Source organism: Chryseobacterium sp. UNC8MFCol, assembly GCF_000482305.1.
In the GTDB taxonomy this organism is placed as follows: Bacteria; Bacteroidota; Bacteroidia; order Flavobacteriales; family Weeksellaceae; genus Chryseobacterium; species Chryseobacterium indologenes.
In genome coordinates this window covers 363116-382099 of sequence record NZ_AXUZ01000004.1, presented here as the reverse complement: position 1 = coordinate 382099, position 18984 = coordinate 363116, and the positions used below count along the sequence as shown (strand labels likewise).

20 protein-coding genes and 1 other RNA gene are annotated in these 18984 nt (G+C 38.1%); 18 read left to right on the top strand and 3 right to left on the bottom strand.

Annotated features, from left to right (window positions below):
* Window positions 1-3 precede the first annotated feature (3 nt).
* The 3 genes from M030_RS0104990 to M030_RS0104980 all read left to right on the top strand — a co-directional run bounded on the left by M030_RS0104990 (window position 4) and on the right by M030_RS0104980 (window position 1099).
* Complete coding sequence (locus M030_RS0104990; protein ID WP_027372481.1) at window positions 4-495, top strand: GNAT family N-acetyltransferase; 492 nt, start codon at window positions 4-6, stop codon at window positions 493-495.
* A gap of 113 nt (window positions 496-608) precedes the next feature.
* Window positions 609-803 carry a hypothetical protein gene (locus M030_RS0104985; protein WP_027372480.1) on the top strand — a complete coding sequence of 65 codons (195 nt, stop codon included), beginning with the start codon at window positions 609-611 and terminating at the stop codon, window positions 801-803.
* An 80-nt stretch (window positions 804-883) separates the two neighbouring features.
* Window positions 884-1099 (top strand): hypothetical protein, encoded by a 216-nt coding sequence (locus M030_RS0104980; protein WP_027372479.1) that lies wholly within the window; start codon window positions 884-886, stop codon window positions 1097-1099.
* 39 nt (window positions 1100-1138) lie between these two features.
* Here M030_RS0104980 and M030_RS0104975 read toward each other — a convergent pair whose 3' ends face one another.
* Window positions 1139-1453 (bottom strand): DUF4286 family protein, encoded by a 315-nt coding sequence (locus tag M030_RS0104975; protein ID WP_027372478.1) that lies wholly within the window; start codon window positions 1451-1453, stop codon window positions 1139-1141.
* A 148-nt stretch (window positions 1454-1601) separates the two neighbouring features.
* Here M030_RS0104975 and gyrA point away from each other — a divergent pair, with 148 nt between their 5' ends.
* The 6 genes from gyrA to M030_RS0104945 all read left to right on the top strand — a co-directional run bounded on the left by gyrA (window position 1602) and on the right by M030_RS0104945 (window position 8518).
* On the top strand, window positions 1602-4202 hold the full coding sequence (gene gyrA / locus M030_RS0104970; protein ID WP_027372477.1) for a DNA gyrase subunit A: 2601 nt from the start codon (window positions 1602-1604) through the stop codon (window positions 4200-4202).
* Window positions 4203-4231: 29 nt separating this feature from the next.
* On the top strand, window positions 4232-5257 hold the full coding sequence (locus tag M030_RS0104965) for a tetratricopeptide repeat protein (RefSeq protein WP_027372476.1): 1026 nt from the start codon (window positions 4232-4234) through the stop codon (window positions 5255-5257).
* A gap of 136 nt (window positions 5258-5393) precedes the next feature.
* Window positions 5394-6230: a 1,4-dihydroxy-2-naphthoyl-CoA synthase gene (locus tag M030_RS0104960; protein WP_027372475.1), complete on the top strand. Its 837-nt coding sequence runs from the start codon at window positions 5394-5396 to the stop codon at window positions 6228-6230.
* A 72-nt stretch (window positions 6231-6302) separates the two neighbouring features.
* A complete protein-coding gene (gene menA / locus M030_RS0104955) occupies window positions 6303-7232 on the top strand; it encodes a 1,4-dihydroxy-2-naphthoate octaprenyltransferase (protein ID WP_027372474.1) in 930 nt (309 codons plus the stop codon).
* An 18-nt stretch (window positions 7233-7250) separates the two neighbouring features.
* Window positions 7251-7697: an SRPBCC family protein gene (locus tag M030_RS0104950; protein ID WP_027372473.1), complete on the top strand. Its 447-nt coding sequence runs from the start codon at window positions 7251-7253 to the stop codon at window positions 7695-7697.
* 134 nt (window positions 7698-7831) lie between these two features.
* The gene (locus M030_RS0104945) at window positions 7832-8518 is read left to right on the top strand and encodes a metal-dependent hydrolase (RefSeq protein ID WP_027372472.1); all 687 of its coding nucleotides are present in this window, start codon (window positions 7832-7834) and stop codon (window positions 8516-8518) included.
* A gap of 116 nt (window positions 8519-8634) precedes the next feature.
* Here M030_RS0104945 and ffs read toward each other — a convergent pair.
* Window positions 8635-8732: signal recognition particle sRNA small type (ffs, locus tag M030_RS25235), an RNA gene on the bottom strand.
* Between the two features lie 131 nt (window positions 8733-8863).
* Here ffs and M030_RS0104935 point away from each other — a divergent pair.
* From M030_RS0104935 to M030_RS0104895, 8 genes are all read left to right on the top strand, one after another.
* The gene (locus M030_RS0104935) at window positions 8864-9466 is read left to right on the top strand and encodes a DUF4199 domain-containing protein (protein ID WP_027372471.1); all 603 of its coding nucleotides are present in this window, start codon (window positions 8864-8866) and stop codon (window positions 9464-9466) included.
* A gap of 17 nt (window positions 9467-9483) precedes the next feature.
* Complete coding sequence (locus M030_RS0104930; protein ID WP_027372470.1) at window positions 9484-10434, top strand: glycosyltransferase family 2 protein; 951 nt, start codon at window positions 9484-9486, stop codon at window positions 10432-10434.
* Window positions 10434-10826 carry a rhomboid family intramembrane serine protease gene (locus tag M030_RS0104925; RefSeq protein WP_027372469.1) on the top strand — a complete coding sequence of 131 codons (393 nt, stop codon included), beginning with the start codon at window positions 10434-10436 and terminating at the stop codon, window positions 10824-10826. The genes M030_RS0104930 and M030_RS0104925 overlap by 1 nt, the downstream gene beginning before the upstream one ends.
* 281 nt (window positions 10827-11107) lie before the next feature.
* Complete coding sequence (locus M030_RS0104915) at window positions 11108-11809, top strand: GIN domain-containing protein (RefSeq protein ID WP_027372467.1); 702 nt, start codon at window positions 11108-11110, stop codon at window positions 11807-11809.
* 58 nt (window positions 11810-11867) lie between these two features.
* Window positions 11868-13583 carry a phospho-sugar mutase gene (locus tag M030_RS0104910; RefSeq protein WP_027372466.1) on the top strand — a complete coding sequence of 572 codons (1716 nt, stop codon included), beginning with the start codon at window positions 11868-11870 and terminating at the stop codon, window positions 13581-13583.
* A gap of 237 nt (window positions 13584-13820) precedes the next feature.
* Complete coding sequence (locus M030_RS0104905) at window positions 13821-15074, top strand: pyridoxal phosphate-dependent aminotransferase (protein ID WP_027372465.1); 1254 nt, start codon at window positions 13821-13823, stop codon at window positions 15072-15074.
* A gap of 113 nt (window positions 15075-15187) precedes the next feature.
* Window positions 15188-15772, top strand: coding sequence for a hypothetical protein (locus M030_RS0104900; RefSeq protein WP_027372464.1), 585 nt, complete (start codon window positions 15188-15190; stop codon window positions 15770-15772).
* Window positions 15773-16060: 288 nt separating this feature from the next.
* A complete protein-coding gene (locus tag M030_RS0104895) occupies window positions 16061-17311 on the top strand; it encodes a site-specific integrase (RefSeq protein WP_002978546.1) in 1251 nt (416 codons plus the stop codon).
* 288 nt (window positions 17312-17599) lie between these two features.
* Here M030_RS0104895 and M030_RS25710 read toward each other — a convergent pair whose 3' ends face one another.
* Window positions 17600-17929: a hypothetical protein gene (locus M030_RS25710; protein WP_185097381.1), complete on the bottom strand. Its 330-nt coding sequence runs from the start codon at window positions 17927-17929 to the stop codon at window positions 17600-17602.
* On the opposite strand from M030_RS25710, the gene M030_RS0104885 reads away from it, so the two are divergent.
* A complete protein-coding gene (locus tag M030_RS0104885; protein ID WP_002978543.1) occupies window positions 17888-18961 on the top strand; it encodes a DUF932 domain-containing protein in 1074 nt (357 codons plus the stop codon). The genes M030_RS25710 and M030_RS0104885 overlap by 42 nt on opposite strands.
* The last annotated feature ends 23 nt before the right edge of the window (window positions 18962-18984 follow it).

The following is an 18984-nucleotide window of genomic DNA, read 5'->3' as shown; positions in this document are numbered from 1 at the left end:
GCAATGAATTACGAATTAAGAGAAATGCTTCCCAGCGACGAAAGCCGTGTGCTGGAAATCTTTAAACAAGGTGTGGATAGCGGAATGGCCACTTTCGAAACAGAAATTCCAACCGCTGAGGCCTGGGATATGGAATATTTTAATGATTGCCGCTGGGTACTCGAAAACGAAGATAATAAAGTCGTGGGATGGTGTGCCCTAAAGCCGGTAAGCAAAAGAGAATGTTTCAAAGGAGTGGCGGAAGTAAGTATCTATTTCGATAATGAATATCAGGGAAAGGGATTGGGTTCGGTATTGCTTAAAAAGATGATTTTAGATAGCGAGGACCACGGATTCTGGACATTACAGACCAACATCTTCTCTGACAATGACGCTTCAGTTAAATTTCACCAGAAAAACGGCTTCAGAATAGTGGGAGTTCGCAAAAGATTAGGAAAACTCAACGGTGTATGGAAAGACGTTATCATGTTTGAAAAAAGAAGTGAAATGCTATAAATATCATCATCCTGGTTTGATTTTATCAACTATTTATTTACAATTCTTACGTTAAAAATATCTTGGCATCAACATTGATATATTTCACCGTTAAGACTGGAAAAGTGAAAATAATGAAAAATATAGGTAAAATTACAGGAGTCCTTATTGTGACATTGATGTTAACATCATGTGTGGCATACGACAATAGGGGATATAATGGCTATCATAATGGAAATAAAATTCCTCCCGGACAAGCCAAAAAAATCTATGGAGGAAGCGCTAAAGATTATGCTCCCGGACAGGTTAAAAAGAGAAGAGGATATTAAAGAAAAAACCGGAAAAATTAATAAGTCGATTTGGCATCAACATTGATATATTTTGCTACTAAGTTTGAAAAAGTGAAATAATGAAAAGTATGTTGAAAATTGCAGCGGGAGTAGTGATGGTGGTCATGTTATCATCATGTGTGGTTCATGACAGAAGAGGAATGCCTCCCGGGCATGCAAAAAGAGTATATGGAGGAAGTGCCAGGTATTATGCTCCTGGTCATGCAGACCGGGTATATATTAATGACGATCGCGGGCATCACCACAAAGGTCGTGGCCATAGACATCACAGATAACAAAAAGCACTGAAATTTCAGTGCTTTTTGTTTGTAGCTTTACAGCTTAGATTTCTTCGGATTCAGGAGCGTGTCGAAGATCAGTACTTCCTGTCCGAATTGAGCTTCAATTCGCTCCGCTATATTTTTCAATTCACTTTCAAGAAAATCATTTCTCAGTTCATCATTATCAAAGACCAACAGCAAATTATAATTTTTTCCTTCATCAATATAATCACTATGAACTTCAGATAAAATATATTTGTTGACATCCATAAGATTTTCGGTCATCAAAACCAGGGTTTCATCAATATAATTTTCCCATTCTTCTAGATTATCTTTCGTGCAGTGGAAAGTTATACTTAATACGCTCATATTTTAAGAATTTTTAAGATTTTGTGGATAAATTCTAGGGCAAAAATCGGCATTTTTTTCGTAAATTAGCCCGTTAATAAAAATTGGAAATAAATAATTTTCAGGCTTACAGCTAAAAGCCTGACTATCATTATAATAAAATTTGTTTATGCAAAAAGAAGGAGAAAGACTGATTCCTATCAACATTGTTGATGAAATGAAGTCATCTTATATCGATTATTCGATGTCAGTTATCGTTTCAAGAGCGTTACCTGATGTAAGAGATGGCTTGAAACCCGTTCATAGAAGAGTGCTTTATGGTATGTATGGATTAGGGGTTTTTTCTAATAGAAAATATTTAAAATCTGCTAGAATTGTTGGGGATGTTTTGGGTAAATATCACCCACACGGAGATTCCTCTGTATATGATGCAATGGTAAGAATGGCGCAGGACTGGAGCCTACGTTATCCTCAGGTAGACGGACAGGGTAACTTCGGTTCAATGGATGGTGACCCGCCTGCAGCAATGCGTTACACGGAGGCAAGATTAAAAAAGATCTCTGATGAGGTTCTTTCAGACCTTGATAAAGAAACGGTTGACTTCCAGAATAACTTCGATGATAGCTTGCAGGAGCCAACGGTAATGCCAACAAAAGTTCCCAACCTTTTGGTAAACGGAACATCAGGGATTGCTGTAGGTATGGCAACCAATATGGCACCGCACAACTTATCCGAGTCTGTAGATGCTATCTGTGCTTATATCGACAATAAAGAAATCACCATCGACGAACTGATGCAGCACATCATTGCTCCGGATTTCCCCACAGGTGGGATTATCTACGGATATGACGGAGTGAGGGATGCTTTCCATACCGGTAGAGGTAGAGTGGTACTAAGAGCTAAAGTTAATTTTGAAGAAATCGGAAACAGAAACGCTATTATCGTTACCGAAGTTCCTTATCAGGTCAACAAAGCAGATATGATTGCCAGAACTGCCGAGCTTGTGAAAGACGATAAAATTCCGGGAATCCACGAGATCAGAGATGAATCAGACAGAACAGGACTTCGTGTTGTATATGAATTGAAAAATGATGCGATCCCGAATGTTGTTCTGAACCTTTTATATAAATATACCGCTCTTCAGACTTCCTTCAGTGTCAACAATATTGCATTGGTACACGGAAGACCTGAGCAGCTGAACCTGAAGGATATTATCCATCACTTTGTAGATCACAGACACGAGGTTATTGTAAGAAGAACCCAGTTTGAGCTTAAGAAAGCGAAAGAAAGAGCCCATATCCTGGAAGGATTCATGAAAGTGATCGGGACCCAAGATGCTCTTGACAGAGCGATTTCTATTATCCGTCACAGTGCAAACCCTCAGGCTGCAAAAGAAGGCTTGATTGAAGCCTTTGAATTATCTGAAATCCAGGCCCAGGCAATTCTTGATCTAAGATTGGCTCGTCTGACCGGAATGGAGCTTGATAAGATCCGTGACGAATATGATGCCATCATGAAAGAGATTGAGAATTTAGAAGATATCTTAGCCAATGAGCCAAGAAGATTCCAGATTATCAAGGATGAATTGATTGAAATCAAAGAAAAATACGGCGACGAAAGAAGAACGGAAATCGACTATTCAGGAGGAGAAATGTCTATTGAAGATATTATTCCGAACGAATCCGTAGTTCTTACGATTTCACATGCCGGATATGTGAAGAGAACTTCTCTTTCAGAATATAAAATCCAAAGTAGAGGAGGTGTAGGAAACAAAGCGGCTACAACAAGGGATTCTGACTTCCTGGAGTACATTGTTTCCGCAACCAACCACCAGTATATGTTGTTCTTTACTGAAAAAGGAAGATGTTACTGGCTAAGAGTATTTGAAATTCCTGAAGGTTCAAAAACAGCAAAAGGAAGAGCAGTGCAAAACCTGATCAATATTGAACCGGATGATAAAATTAAAGCATACATCAGAACCAACAACCTTAAGGATGCTGAATACGTAAACCAGATGAGTGTTGTAATGGTAACCAAAAACGGTACTATTAAGAAAACATCATTGGAAGCTTATTCAAGACCAAGGGTAAACGGGGTGAATGCCATTGAGATCAGAGATAATGACCAGTTATTAGGAGCTTACCTTACCAATGGATCTTCTCAGATTATGATTGCTACTAAAAACGGTAAGTGTATCCGTTTCCCTGAAGAAAAAGTAAGAGAAGTAGGTAGAGGATCGATCGGGGTAAGAGGAATCTTGCTTGAAGACGGTGATGAAGCTATTGGTATGATTGTTGTGAATGATGTAGAGAACGAAACTGTACTTGTAGTATCTGAAAAAGGATATGGAAAAAGAACTGCAGTAGAAGACTACAGAATTACGAACAGAGGAGGAAAAGGAGTTATTACCCTAAACATTACCGAAAAAACAGGAAATCTGATTGCTATTCAAAATGTAACAGACGAAGATGGATTGATGATTATCAATAAATCAGGAGTTGCCATCAGAATGGGAATGGACGAAATGAGAGTAATGGGAAGAAATACTCAGGGAGTACGACTGATCAATCTTAAGAAAAATGACGAAATCGCTGCCATTGCCAAAGTAGAAATGGATAAGGAGGTAGAAGATGATTCTGAAGAGATTGAAGAAGGAGCAGAAAGACTGGAAGGGGAAATCGAAGAAGGAGTAGGCTCATTATTTGATAACCTTGAAGATGATAATGAAACCTCTGCAGAAGAAAACGGAAATTCTGATTCTGAAGAATAAATTGTACAATTAAATATAAAATAGTTATTATGAAGAAACTAATTTTAGGAATGGCTATCGTAGCTTCAGCTTTTGCTTTCGGGCAGAAAGGTGATATAAATGCTCAGCTCCAGGCTGCTAACAAAGCTGCTATGGATGCATATAATGCTAAAAATTATGCCGTTGCTGCCCCTAAGTTTGTAGAAATCTACGACTTATTGAAAGCAAATGGTCAGGATAATAAAATTTATATGTATTATGCAGGGCTTAGCCATGCATTAGCCAACAACAGTGATGCATCTATCAAGATATATACTGATCTGATTAACTCCGGATTTACAGGGGTAGAAACTACCTATACTGCAAAGGAAAAGAAGTCAGGACAGGTTGTGAATTTAGACAAAGCTACCTGGGATCTTATGAAAAAGAATTCAGAATACTCTGATTTCAAAACAGAACAGACTCCAAGTATAGAACATGAATTATATGAAACACTAAGTTCATTGCTTCTTAATGCTAAAAAATCAAATGAAGCTCTTGTTATCATTGAAAAAGGATTGGCAAAATTCCCAAACAATGCTAAACTTAAAGAAGCTCAGACGACAGCATATCTTCAGTCAGGAAATACAGATAAATTTGTTACCGGTCTGAAGGAGCAGTTAGCTAAAAACCCTAACGATGCAACCAACTGGTACAACCTTGGGGTGATGCAGGCTAAAACTCCTGCCACAACGAACGATGCACTGGAATCATTCAAAAAAGCCATAGAGCTTAAGCCTGATTTTGCTGAAGCTTACCAGAATCTTGTGTACACAACTATCGGAGACGATGGTAAAGTTGTAGCAGATATCAACGCTTTAAGAAAAGATAAGCCGGATGAAGCTTCTAAGCTCATTGATGCAAGAAGAGAAAGATTTACTAAAGCTCTTCCATTCGCAGAAGGATGGTACAAAGTAGCTCCAAAAAGCATTGATGCTGTAACTACATTGAAAGAAATTTATGTAGTAACAAAGAATATAGATAAAGTAAAAGAAATGAAAGCGAAAGAAGCTGAATTAAGCGCTGCAGCCAAATAATCTTCGTATTTACTACACAATTAAAAACCGGAACAGAAATGTTCCGGTTTTTTTATAAAAATGAACACCCCGGAATGCTAAATTTCACCCCGAAAATTCTCTGTAATTCCGTATCTTTGAGAAAAATTTTTACAAAATGATTGAGTGGAAAACCGCCAAAGAATACGAAGATATTACCTATAAAAAATGTAATGGAGTAGCAAGGATTGCTTTTAACAGACCGGAAGTGCGTAACGCTTTCAGACCCAAAACAACTTCAGAGTTGTATGATGCATTTTATGACGCTTCTGAAGATCCTTCAATAGGAGTTGTTTTGCTTTCAGGAGAAGGGCCGAGTCCTAAAGATGGCGGTTGGGCTTTCTGTAGCGGTGGCGATCAGAAGGCAAGGGGAGATCAGGGGTATGTAGGTGAAGACGGGAGACACCGTCTGAATATTCTGGAAGTTCAACGTCTTATCCGTTTTATGCCAAAAGTAGTGATCGCCGTGGTACCGGGATGGGCAGTTGGTGGTGGTCATTCACTTCATGTAGTATGTGATTTGACGCTGGCAAGTGAAGAACATGCTATTTTCAAACAAACAGATGCCGATGTAACAAGCTTTGACGGAGGGTATGGCTCTGCTTATCTGGCAAAAATGGTAGGACAGAAGAAAGCCCGTGAAATATTCTTTTTAGGAAGAAACTACTCAGCTCAGGAAGCCTTCGAAATGGGAATGGTAAACAAAGTAGTTCCCCATGCAGAATTAGAAGATACAGCCTATGAATGGGCACAGGAAATATTAGCAAAATCTCCGATGTCAATCAGGATGCTGAAATTTGCAATGAACCTTACTGACGATGGAATGGTGGGACAGCAGGTTTTTGCAGGAGAAGCAACCCGTCTGGCTTATATGACAGAAGAAGCTAAAGAAGGAAGAAACGCATTCCTGGAAAAAAGAAAACCAAACTTCGGAGAAGATCAGTGGATATCATAACACTGGTGATGCGTAATAAATAATGTGTCATAATACCATTACTTATTACCCATTACCCATTACTTATAAATTATGACAGATTGGATAAAAGCCGCGAGGCTCAGAACTTTACCGTTATCACTTAGCGGAATCATTATGGGAGCTTTCATTGCAAAATGGAGACTTTATCAGGAAGGCGGAATCTGGGACTGGAGAATTTTTGCTCTGGCACTTTTGGTAACGCTTTTATATCAGATACTATCAAATTATGCTAATGATTACGGTGATGGAGTAAAAGGAACCGATGCAAAAAGAATCAATGAAGCAGAAGCAAGAGCAGTAGCATCAGGGAAAATTACGGCAAAACAAATGAAAAATGCGGTCATTCTTTTCTCTGCGCTGTCTTTTATTGCAACTATTGCTTTATTATATGTTGCTTTTATTCCTGAATATATGAATGAATTCTACATGTTTATAGGGTTGGGAGTAGCATGTATTTTAGCCGCGATCGGATATACGGTAGGGAAGAAACCTTACGGATATATGGGGTTGGGTGATGTTTTTGTTTTTATCTTTTTCGGACTTGTTTCCGTATGTGGAAGTTATTTCCTGTTTACAAAAACATTCAGCTGGGATATGTTGTTACCCGGAACAGCTGTGGGAATGATGAGTATGGCCGTTTTGAATCTCAACAATATGCGAGATATTGAAAGCGATAAATTATCAGGAAAAAATAGTTTTGCATTGAGAATCGGTTTCAAAAATGCAATGATCTATGAAATGATCCTGCTACAGCTTCCTTTGGTATTGATTCTGATCTTTTTAGGAGTAAATGGCTTTATTCAGGCGCAAAATTACTATGTATTCATCGTCATGATCCTGTTGTTTCCATTAGCAAAACTGAGAAGAAATATCATGTCTGTAAAGGAGCCGAAGGAGCTTGATCAATATTTGAAGCAGGTAGGAATTATGACGTTTGTAATGGCTATCCTTACAGCAGCAGGTCTTAATCTGTTTAACTAAATCTAAAATATTATTATCATGAGTTCCAATGTCTATGTTGAAGCACAAATGCTTATCAGAAAACCTGTTGAAGATGTTTTTGAAGCATTCATCAACCCTGAAGTGACCACTAATTTCTGGTTTACAAAATCTACCGGAAAATTAGAAGAAGGTAAGACCATAACCTGGGAGTGGGAAATGTACAACGTAAAAAACGTAGTAAACGTTCTCCGGATTATTCCCAACCAACTCATCAAAACACAATGGGGCGAGCCGTCAGTAAACGTAGACTATGAATTTAAGAAGATGGAAAACGGAACTCTTGTGGTAATTAAGAGCTACGGCTTTCGTCAGACAGGCGAAGAACTCCTTAAGCAGATTAATGACAATACAGGTGGTTTTACGACGGTTTTGGACGGTTGTAAGGCGTATCTGGAACATGGAATCAACCTGAGGCTCATAGAAGATAAATTTCCTTCAAAATAGCTCAATTAACGCTTTGCGTTTTAAAGAAACACAGATGACAGAAACGCGTTCACGAATGTCACGATCCTTATGGTGTTATTAGTGAAATCATTTGAGTCATTTGTGTTTAATAATAATTTAAAATTAAACGTACAATGAAAATACAATTTTTAGGGCAAAATTGCTTCTTGTTCACCTACAAGGACAAGACCATTTTAAGCGACCCTTTTTACAATTACAAAAAAGCGGAGTCAGGTTTTGATATTGCCGCACAAAAAATCGACTATATTCTGTTGACCCATGCCCATGGAGATCATATTGCAGATGTAGCGGAAGTGTTGCAGCATTATCCGGAAGCTACCTTGATCGGAGTACCGGAAGTATGTGGTTACTTCAAACAGGCTAAAAATATTGATGATGTGAACTTAGGAGGATCGGCAAAAATCGACGATCTTAAAATTTCCATGGTTCCGGCTCACCATACAAGTTCTTTCCCGGATGGAAGCTATGGAGGCGTTCCTGTAGGGTATATCTTCAGACTTCCTGAAGGTAAGAATATCTATTTGGCGGGAGATACCGGAGTGATGGCAGATATGGAGCTGTTCCCAAGATTATACGGGAATTTAGACCTTTCTATCCTTCCGATCGGTAGTCACTATACAATGTGTCCTAGAAAAGCTTCTTTTGCTGCGGCAGAATTATTAAAGACTCCCAAAGTAATCGGATGTCATTTTGATACATTCCCTGCGATTGAAATCAATCATGAAAGTGCATTGAAGCATTTTGCAGACAAAAATGTAGAACTTGTTTTACCAAAATTGGGAGAGACGTTCGAATTTTAATCAATTATTGACAGAGGTAAACTGAAAATTAGAAAAAATGAAAGTGATGCGTAAGGTATTAAAAACAAAAAAAGATAATTATCAAATTACCTCTCTTCTTACTTTAAGACAAAAAAAAATGGCAAGCTACCTAAATCACACCGCTACGACCGATTACCTTTGCTGCGTTCCCACCCTGGAGGATTCTCAGGAGCTGGTTGTTTAGGACTTGCCGTTGCAAAGGTAGGAAATATTTATAAACTTCAAAACTTTATCAAAGAAAATTAGTAGAAAAAATGCAGTCGTAGAGCTAAACAGCTGACATTAAGGGGAATAATTTTTCAACTTTTTTCTAAAAATTTAAATATGACTAAAAGTCCATCAACACTAGGAATTATACTTTTTATCGCTACAATGATCGTTTTCTTTGTAGTATATACCTTTTTCTCAGGAATTAATTATTTCGATATCTCACTGAAGGCCAATGCTTTTGTGTTACCTGTTTTATATGCCGGAGCTGCTTTCTGGTCTGTAAAATCATACTGGAACACCCATAGAGTAGTAAGCTTTAAAGAAGCTTTCAAAAGAGCTTTTGTCCCGATGTTTATCGGAGGAATTCTTTCCATTTTCAGTATTTATGCCTTTTTAAACTTTGCCGACACCGATGCAAAAAAACTCTTAAACTATCAGTACGTTCAAAGACAAAAATCAGAATTGGATACAGAATATACTTCTGCAAGAAAGATTATGAAGCATCAGAAAGATATTGATGAGCTTGATCAGAAATACAAAGAAAGGTTACAGAGCTTCACACCGGAAGCCGTTAAAGGAAAAGATATGCTTACCGCAAGTCATTTTTCAGGATATTTTGCAGCAATTCTTATATTTTACGTAGTTTTGTCGGTGTTTTTCGGAGCATTTTTCAGAACAAGAACAATTCATCAACCCGAGGAAACAAATCAAGCCTAATTTTTATTAAAGATTAAATGAATTTATCTATAGTTATTCCGTTACTGAACGAAGAAGACTCTCTGGAAGAGCTTTTTTCAAGAATTGATAACGTCTGCAGATCCAACAGCTTATCCTATGAAATCTGGTTTGTAGACGATGGAAGTACGGATTTGTCGTGGAGCATTATCGAGAATTTGAAAGTACAGTATCCTCAGATCCACGCGATTAAATTTTCCAGAAATTATGGGAAATCACAAGCCCTTCATGCTGCTTTTGAAAGAACAAACGGAGAGGTAGTGATTACCATGGATGCTGATCTACAGGATTTTCCGGAAGAAATTCCTGAGCTGTATAAAATGGTGACCAACGATAATTATGACATCGTTTCAGGATGGAAAAAGAAGCGTTTTGATAATGTGATGACCAAAAATGTTCCGTCAAAATTATTCAATGCAGCAGCAAGAAAAGTTTCAGGAGTTTATCTTCATGATTTTAACTGCGGGCTGAAAGCGTATAAAAAGCAGGTTGTAAAATCCATCGATGTATATGGAGATATGCACCGTTATATTCCGGTATTGGCTGCTAATGCAGGATTCAGAAGAATTACTGAGAAAGAAGTACAGCACCAGGCAAGACCGTATGGTACTTCAAAATTTGGAACCGAAAGATTTATCAGAGGTTTTCTTGATTTGGTAACCCTTTGGTTTGTGAGTCGTTTCGGAGGAAGACCGATGCACTTCTTCGGAGCTGTAGGAACGCTGATGTTTATCTTCGGTTTTCTTTCGGCACTTTGGCTGGGAATTTCAAAGCTTATTGACGTAGCCAGAGGAATTTACGGTCATTTAATTACCAATAATCCGTGGTTCTTTATTGCCTTAACCATGATGATTTTAGGAACATTGTTATTCGTTGCCGGATTCTTAGGAGAGATGATCATCCGAACTAACCGTGAGCATAAGAATTACAATATTGACGAAGTGATATAATGGAAGAGAAGCTGCCCGAAATCTATTCAAAAAAAGCAATTTTAGGATTTTCTATCTTTCTTTCCACCCTGTTTGGAGGCGTTCTGTTGTTTCAAAACCTGATGAGCGTCAACAGGAAGAAAGAAGCTTATACCACACTGGGAATTTCCGTTGTCATTACGATACTCACGGCTATTGTTATTAATATTCCGGAAAAACCTATCAGTGCCATTGCATATGTTTGCGGATTCGCAGGGGGAGCTTTATTATCCGATTATTTTGTTCCGAAATATTTTCCCAATGAATGGCAATATCCAAAGAAACCCATCTGGAAACCTTTAATTATCGGACTTATTCTGGTGGCAATTCTTGTAACATTGGCTATCTGTTCGGCTTCAGCTGAAACGGTATAAGCAATAAATAATATCAATAAAAATAAAAAACACCTCGGGAAATTTTCCCGGGGTGTTTTTGTTAATAGAACCTAATAATAAAAAAACCGAAAAGCAAAAAATTGTCAATTATCAGGTATTTTATTGCCAAAAGACAAAGTTTTTTAAAAATTTTAATCCTATTTTTGTTAAAGAATATGTTGTGAGTTTTCTGAAATGAGCCATTCAAATGACTTTGAAAACTCCCAATAAGAATGTTCATGCTTAATAATCATGAAGTAACAGAATATTGTAAAGTAAATATGAAGAAAATAATATGCACATTGATGCTGGTTGCTGTAGTTTCCTGTGGAAAAGTTACGCCGAAAGGGAATATTGAAAAGAAAGATGTGGATGTCCCCGAATTTGTTAATCTGGACCTACAGGGTAAATTCCGTGTATTTTATGCCAGAGGACCAAAGAATTTTGTAGAAATAGAAACCTACCCGAATGTGGCAGGAAACCTTGATGTGGATGTGGAAGATAAAACCCTTTCTATCAAAGAAAAAAGAGGTACAAAAGGGGTTGATTTTTACAATGTAACCATTTATTCAAAATATAATCTTGAAAAAGTAGCCGTTTCAGATTCTGTGGAAATGAATATTTCAAGTGAAATAAAAACAGATAATTTTAAACTGAATTTAAAAAATTACGCTACTTTCATGGGTTCTGTGAATACCAGAAGAGCAGAGGTGGAAATGCAGAATAGGAGTAGAGCCAACTTTTTGGGATTAACAAAAGATGCAGTAATTAAAATATCCGATACAGCCAGTCTGATCGCTCCTTACTGGAAAATCACCAATCTGAATATTGACTCTAAAAATGGGAATTATGCTGAGGTAAACGTCAAAGATTCTTTAAAAGGTCATATTCAAAACACTGCAAAATTTATCTATTACAACGATCCGATCAGAGCATTTAAAGTGGAAAAAACCACCAGGGTTGAAAATAAAAAGCTGGATTAAAAAAACAGCATACATTAAACTAGGAACTTTACAAATTATAAAAGAACAACGTACAAATATGAACACATTAGAAAAAGCGAAACTTTGGTTAAGTGATACTTTCGATGCAGAAACGAGAAATGCAGTACAAGCTTTAATCGACAGCAATTCCCCTGATCTTGAAGATTCTTTTTACAGAGAATTGGAATTCGGGACGGGAGGTATGCGTGGAATTATGGGTGTAGGAACCAACCGCTTAAATAAATATACTCTGGGACAGGCAACTCAGGGATTGGCCAACTACATGCTGGAGCAGTTCAAAGGAGAAGAGATTAAGGTGGCAATCGCTTACGACGTTCGTCACAATTCAAAAGAATTTGGAAAATTAGTAGCTGATGTTTTAACAGCAAATGGAATTAAAGTGCTACTTTTCAAAGATCACAGACCTACGCCTGAATTGTCTTTTACGGTTCGTGATAAAAAATGTAACGGAGGAATTGTATTGACAGCCTCTCACAATCCACCCGAATACAACGGGTATAAAGTATATTGGAATGACGGAGCTCAAATTGTTCCGCCCAATGACGAAGCGATCATCAAAGAAGTTTATTCTGTAAAATTTGATGAAATTAAATTCGACGGAAATGACGAACTGATCGAATGGATCGGAGAGGAGCAGGATGAAGTGTACATCGATGCCTGCATCGAAAACTCTACCTATCAGAATGTAGGAAAAGAAAACTTAAACATTGTTTTCACTTCCATTCACGGAACAACATATACTACCATTCCAAAAGCTCTTGAAAAGGCAGGATTTAAAAAAATAGATCTTGTAAAAGAGCAAATGATTCCAAGCGGAAATTTCCCGACAGTAGATTCTCCAAACCCGGAAGAACCTGCAGCATTGGAAATGGCTATGGATCTCGCGAGAATCACCAATGCAGATATCGTAATAGGAACAGATCCTGACGGAGACAGGTTGGGAATTGCCGTAAGAAATCTTGATGGTGAAATGCAATTGCTGAACGGTAACCAGACCAACACAATCCTTACGTATTATATCCTGAACGAATGGAGAAAAAAGGAAAGAATTACCGGAAAAGAATTCATCGGTTCTACGATTGTAACTTCCGACATTTTCTATGATATCGCACAGAAGTTCGGAGTTGAATGTAAAGTAGGTCTTACAGGATTCAAGTGGATCGGAAAAATGATCCGTGAAGCCGAAGGAACACAAAAATTTGTGTGTGGCGGAGAAGAAAGTTTCGGATTTATGACCGGAGATTTTGTTCGTGATAAAGATTCTTGCGGAAGTATTCTTTTAGCTTGCGAAATTGCGGCATGGTGCAAAGCCAATGGAAGAACAATGTACCAATACATGATTGAGATCTACGAAGACTTAGGAATGTATTATGAAGGATTGATCAATATTGTAAGAAAAGGAAGAGAAGGAGCTGAAGAAATTCAGAATATGATGAAAAACTTCCGTGAAAATCCACCAAAAGAACTGGCAGGTTCTCCGGTAGAAGAAATTAAGGATTTTAAAGAACAAACAAGCTTTACCGTTTCAACAAACGAGAAAAAAGTAATGAATGACATCCCTTCCTCGAATGTATTGATTTACTACACTCAGGACGGAACAAAAGTATGTGTAAGGCCTTCAGGAACAGAACCGAAAATCAAGTTCTATGTTTCAGTAAAAGATGCAATCAGTTCTGAGGCTGATTTCAGAGACAAATTAAAATCATTGGAAGCTAAAATAGGTGCAGTTAAAACAGATTTACAACTGGATTAATCTTCACTGGCAGACCCTGAAAACAACAGTTGATACTGTTCATTACTATAGTTTCCTGTAAAAAGGAAACTGCGGTTTGTGAGGTGAAAACTCCAACACTATCTTCCGGGAATTAGTGAATCCTATAACTATAAAAACTAAAGAACTAATAGCCGATTTGATGTTCATGTTTCTGAAAATAAGATAGATAATGAAATCAATGTAAAAAAATATTAGTAAATTTTAAATAAGAATAAAGTGAAAGTTTCAAAATTAGCAGCGAACCTGATCGGTTCTGAAATTGTAAAAATTGGTAACGAAGTAAATGATCTAAAAGCAAAAGGAGCAGAAATTGCCAATCTTACTATTGGTGACCTGAATTCTAATATCTATCCTATTCCGGCATTGCTGAAGGAAGAGATTCAGAAAGCCTATCAGAATAACCTGACAAATTATCCTCCTGCCAACGGACTTTTATCTTTAAGAAAAGAAGTTTCCAAAGACTTAAAAAACAGATGGAACCTGGACTATTCCCCTAATGATATTTTGATTACCGCAGGATCAAGACCATTGATCTATGCTGTGTACAAAACAATCGTTGATGAAGGAGATAAAGTAGTATATCCTACACCATCATGGAACAACAATCACTATGCGTACCTTACTTCTGCCACTGCTGTAGAAGTAAAAACAAAACCTGAAACCAATTTCCTTCCGACAGCAGATGACCTGAGACCACATCTGGACGGGGCTGTTCTATTGGCACTTTGTTCACCATTGAACCCGACAGGAACGATGTTTACCAGAGAGCAACTTTCTGATATCTGTGAATTGGTCATTGCCGAAAACAAAAAAAGAGGAGCAGATGAAAAACCGTTATACCTTATGTATGACCAGATCTATTCTAACCTTACTTTTGGTGCAGAACACGTAGATCCGGTTTCTCTTTTCCCTGAATTGAAAGACTATACCATCTATATCGACGGGATTTCAAAATGTCTTGCCGCAACCGGAGTACGTGTAGGATGGGGATTCGGACCGGCTCATATCATTGATAAAATGAAAGCTCTGCTTACACACGTAGGAGCATGGGCACCAAAACCTGAACAGGAAGCGACTGCAAAGTTTTATGAAAATCCTGAAAACGTAAACGTATTCGTAGAAGATTTCAAAGCGAAACTGGAAGAAAGCTTAAAAGTTCTTCACGGCGGAGTTCAGGATTTAAAAGGAAAAGGTTTGGCAGTAGACAGCATTGAGCCTATGGGAGCATTATACCTTACGATCAAACTTGACTATATCGGAAAAACAAAACCTGACGGAGCTGTCATTGAAAACTCCTCCGACCTTGTATTCTATCTGATCAATGAAGCGGGTGTTGCTTTAGTACCATTCTCTGCCTTTGGAGAAGATAAATCAGAGCCTTGGTTCCGCGCTTCAGTAGGAGGACTGGCTGTAGATGAAATCAAAGTAATGCTTCCGAAACTGGAAAATGCTTTGAACAATTTAAAGTAAATTCAAAACAAAAATAAATGCTTTGGCTTTGCTCAGCATGACACCGTTAAAACTATAGGATTAGCATCGTCAGGCTGAACGGAGCCAAAGTTTTTTAATAGGGATCTCATTTAATGAAACCTTCAGGGAAACAACTTCTGCCAACAAAACTTCTGTTTTATTCTACATTAGCAATCATTACGTTGGTAATCCTTTGTGTGTGGATTTCCGGGATGGCTTCTCATCGTTCTTTATTCCAGAATTCCATCTTATCAACATCCATTCTTGCAGGATCTTTTTTCTTATTTATAAGCATTGGTTTGTATTATGGTTTAAGACTAAAAGATAATATAGGAAATATCCTGAATAAAGAACGAATTAAACGTTATGCAGATAAGGCTCCAACAATAGATGGCTTTGACTTTGATCCACCCGACGCAGGAGATGGAATAGGAGGCGCTGTGCTTTCTGTTGTTTTATGGATTGTATTTTCAATTTTGCTCATTTTTCTTTTACCATTACTCGGACTCTTTTTCTGGTCTGCTGTTTTGTCTTTAAGTGCCATGTTGTACTGGATATTTTTCAGGGCATTGAGGTTGATATTCAAGAACTCGGGAAAATGTAAAGGAAATATATTAAAAAGTCTTGGATTGGGCTTTTTTTACTCCTCCATCTATGTTTTTTGGATCTATGGAATTATTTTTTACTTAATTATATGAATTGATCATAGATCTCTTTTTTTGAAAAAAAAGATTAGTAAAAAGCAAAAATAAGCAAAACGGTTAAAACCGTTGCTATACAAGGCTTTATAAAAATAGTAGTCTTAGTTCGGAAGTCGGTGTCTGATAGGTTTTGGGCTTAAAATGACAAGGTTAAGTTACTAATTCGTTACCGATTGATAAAGGTAACTACATAGCTTAACTGATTATATTTCAGCTTTTTGCACCCTTTTCTACATTCCCTTGTAACTCAATGTAATTTAATTTTAAACGTTAAATATTTGAGTTATGGAACAGACAAAAAAATCCACGTTCAAACTACTTTTCTACCTGAAAAAGAACGAACTGAAAAAGAACGGTAATGCCCCGATTATGGCACGTATTACCATTGACGGAACCCCTAAAACTTTCGGAACAAAGTTAGAAATAAACCCCAATAACTGGGATTTAAAACACGGAAGAGTTCAGGGAAAAAGTGCGCAGGCATTAAGCATCAATAAAAAACTGGATAATATACGTGGGCGCATCGACAAGATTTATGAAGATATGCTGAAGCACGAGGGCTTTGCGACCGCCCAAAAAGTAAAGCTATCGTTTTTGGGTGTAGGTGTAATGGATGATGCAATTCTTAAAGTTTTCAGCGACCAAAATGAGGGTTTTAAAAAATTGGTCGAAAAGGCAGAACGCTCACAAAGCACCTACAACAAGTATATCACGGTTTACAATCATCTTACCACGTTTATAAAAGAACGCTATCATCGTGATGATATGGCTTTTCGGGAATTGACTGCCGATTTTATCCGTGAGTTTGATTTTTACCTCCGGTACGATTTACAATCTTCCCATAATACGGTTTGGGTTTACACTATGCCTGTATTAAGTCTGGTGGAACTGGCTATTAAAAAAGGCTTGATACGTGATAATCCGTTTCAGGATTACGAAATCAATATGGAAGAAACCGACCGGGGTTATATCCTTAAAGAAGATGTAGAAAGGTTGATGATGTGCGCACCATCGCACCCACGATATGAACTTGTAAAAGACCTATTCATTTTCAGTTGCTTTACAGGACTTGCTTATGCGGATATTAAGAAACTGACAAGGAACAACATTCAATCTTTTTTTGACGGTCATCAGTGGATTATCAGCAGAAGAAAAAAATCAGATATTGCTTCCAATGTTCGGTTAATGGAAATACCTAAACGTATCATTGAGAAATATCAGGGTACGACAAGGAATGAATTTATCTTTCCAGTTCCGACCAATGCAACCTGCAATACGCACATAGGTAAACTGGTTGAAAAAGCAGAAATCATTACGGAGCAAAAAGTAACCTTTCACACAGCAAGGCATACTTTCGGAACAATGTTTTTGACCGAGGGCGTACCGCTTGAAAGCCTTAGCAAAATGATGGGGCATAAAAATATTTCCACTACACAGATTTATGCTAAAATCACAAGCCAAAAAATCAGTAAGGATATGGATTTAGTTACCCCTAAATTTAAGGCGATGGAAGAAGCGTTTATGATGGCAATCTAATCAGCTTTTAGTTAATCACAATGAGCAGAACTTAACGGTTCTGCTTTTTTTATGCCTATACTTTTTGTGTAGGTAAAGCACATTTACTTTCCTCTACGCAATCCAACGCTGTAAAAGAGCTTATTACCTACTTCAGAAATAGAAAATTGAAAAACGAAACCCTTATCTAACGCTCCCTGCTATTCCATTTTTCAAATCTCTATTACAGGCTATCATAGCCTGGTCATTAATGCTATAAAAATTTAGAACAGAAAATTTCCACAATCAACCGGTAAAAAGGCAGCTAAGTTATAGCGGGCAGCCACCCCACACGCCCAACCAAAAGACTACGGCATAATGGCAAGGCAAAATGCTGGCTTCGCCGAATTGCTGTGTGTTGCCTTGCCACCCTCCGGGACTTATTCCGTTTCCTTTTGGTTTTCCGCTTAGCCCGCTTGGATTATCTGCTTTCTTTTTTCCGGTTTTTCTTTTGGAAAAATTTATGCGAAGCGAAGCGGAGCAAACCACAACAGGAAGCGGGAAACGAGGAAAGCGAGTGAGTAAATAACATTTTTCAAACATCAAAATTTTAGCATTATGGCACACAACATCAATTTCAACGAGCAAACAGGACGTCATTCATTCTTCAGCGTTCAACAAAAAGCGTGGCACGGTTTGGGGCAAATCGTAGAGCAGTACCCAACAAGCGAGGAAGCAATAGTACACGCAGGTTTAGATTACGAGGTTATCAAATCCCCACTGTTTACACAGGGCAGAACAATGAGCATAGGCGACAGCGGAGAACTGATTGAAGCCAACGACATCTTAGTACCTAACAGTTTCGCCACACTTCGCACCGACACCAATACACCGTTAGGCGTAGTAGGCAAAGACTACCATATCGTACAAAACCGTGAGGCATTTAATTTCTTTGATGCTATTGTAGGTGGAGGCGAGGGAATATTGTACGAAACCGCAGGGGCATTGGGCAACGGGGAACGCATTTTTATCACTGCCAAGCTACCCGACTATATCCGTGTAGGTAACGGCGACGACGTAACAGAAAAGTACATTTTCTTAACCACAAGCCACGACGGTAGCGGAAGTATTACCGCAGCATTTACCCCTATCCGTATCGTATGCCAAAACACCCTTAACGCTTCATTGCGGAGTATGACCAACGTAGTGCGTATCAAACACACGTCAGGAGCAAAACAACGCCTTGAAAACGCTCACAAGGTTATGGGACTTGCCAACACCCTAAGCACACAGTTAGAGAACATTTTTAATGACTGGGCTAAAGTAAGGGTAACAGACCGAGAAGTAAGAAAGCTAATCCAGTTGGCACTTTGCCCGAACAAAGAAACGTTTAACCTGCTCAAAAAAGGTGCGGAAGATGAAGTTTCCACCGTGTTCAAAAACACCGTAGATGATGCCTTTGAATACGCTATGATAAGCGACACCCAACAAATGGCAACTACCAAAGGCACATTATTCGGGACTTACAATGCCGTTACAGGTTACTTTCAGAATGTACGCAATTACAGGGATGGCGAAGCCAAACTACAATCCATTGTAATGGGCGGTACAGCACAGCTAAAGACACAAAAAGCCTTTGAACTGTGTACAGACTTTGCCTATTCAGGAGCAGAGATTTTCAACTTCAATTAATCATCAAAGGCGACTGCCTGCAA